Source organism: Azospirillum sp. TSO5, from assembly GCF_003116065.1.
In the GTDB taxonomy this organism is placed as follows: domain Bacteria; phylum Pseudomonadota; class Alphaproteobacteria; order Azospirillales; family Azospirillaceae; genus Azospirillum.
The window spans coordinates 1-1,187 of sequence record NZ_LGQY01000179.1 but is presented as its reverse complement, the minus strand read 5'-3'; the positions used below and the strand labels follow the sequence as shown (position 1 = coordinate 1,187).

The window sequence follows — 1,187 nt, the reverse complement described above, 5'->3', positions numbered from 1 at the left end:
CTGACGGTCACCGGCGGCTCGATCACGCTCACCAAGGATCAGCTTGCCGGCCTGACCGTCACGCCGCCGTCGAACAGCGACGGCGACTTCACCCTGACCGTCACGGCCACGGCCAAGGACGGCACTGCCGATGCGGTCTCGGTGACCCAGACGCTGCCGGTGACCGTCAACCCGGTGTCGGACACGCCGACGCTCACCGTCACCGCCGCGCAAGGCAACGAAGACACCGCCATCGCCCTGACGATCAGCCCGGCGCTGACCGACACCGACGGGTCGGAAACCCTGAGCATCACCATCGCCGGCGTTCCGGCCGGGGCGACGCTCAGCGCCGGCAGTTCCGTGACCCAGCCGGACGGCACCACCACCTGGACCCTGACCCCGGCCCAGTTGGCCGGTCTGACCATCACGCCGCCGTCGAACAGCGATGTCGATTTCGACCTGACGGTGACCGCCATCGCCAAGGACGGTGTGGCCATTGAGGCGACCAAGAGCGAGACCCTGCACGTCACCGTCGACCCGGTGACCGACACGCCAACGCTGAGCGTCACCAGCGCCCGTGGCAACGAAGACACCGCCATCGCTCTGACGATCAGCCCGGCCCTGACCGACACAGACGGTTCGGAATCTCTGAGCATCGTCATTGCCGGCGTTCCGACCGGGGCGACGCTCAGCGCCGGCACTCACAATGCCGACGGCACCTGGACTCTGACTCCGGCCCAACTCGCCGGCCTGACCATCACGCCGCCGTCGAACAGCGACGTGGACTTCACCCTTACCGTCACCGCCATTGCCAAGGATGGCGTCGCTGCTGAAGCGACCAAGAGCGAAACCCTGCGCGTCACCGTCGACCCGGTGACCGACACCCCGACGCTGAGCGTTACCGCCGCGCAGGGTAACGAAGACACGGCCATCGCCCTGACGATCAGCCCTGCCCTGACCGACACCGACGGTTCGGAAGCATTGAGCATCGTCATCGCCGGCGTTCCCACCGGGGCGACGCTCAGCGCCGGCACGCACAATGCCGACGGAACCTGGACTCTGACCCCGGCCCAGCTGACCGGTCTGACCATCACGCCGCCGTCGAACAGCGACGTCGATTTCGACCTGACCGTCACCGCCATTGCCAAGGACGGCGTCGCCACCGAAGCGACCAAGAGCGAGACCCTGCACGTCACCGTCGACCCGGT

The 1,187-nt window shown here is 67.6% G+C and carries 1 protein-coding gene; it reads left to right on the top strand.

The features are described 5' to 3' along the window. Positions 1-1,187 (top strand): hypothetical protein (locus TSO5_RS31685; protein ID WP_199231077.1); only part of this gene is annotated, 1,187 nt, incomplete at both ends.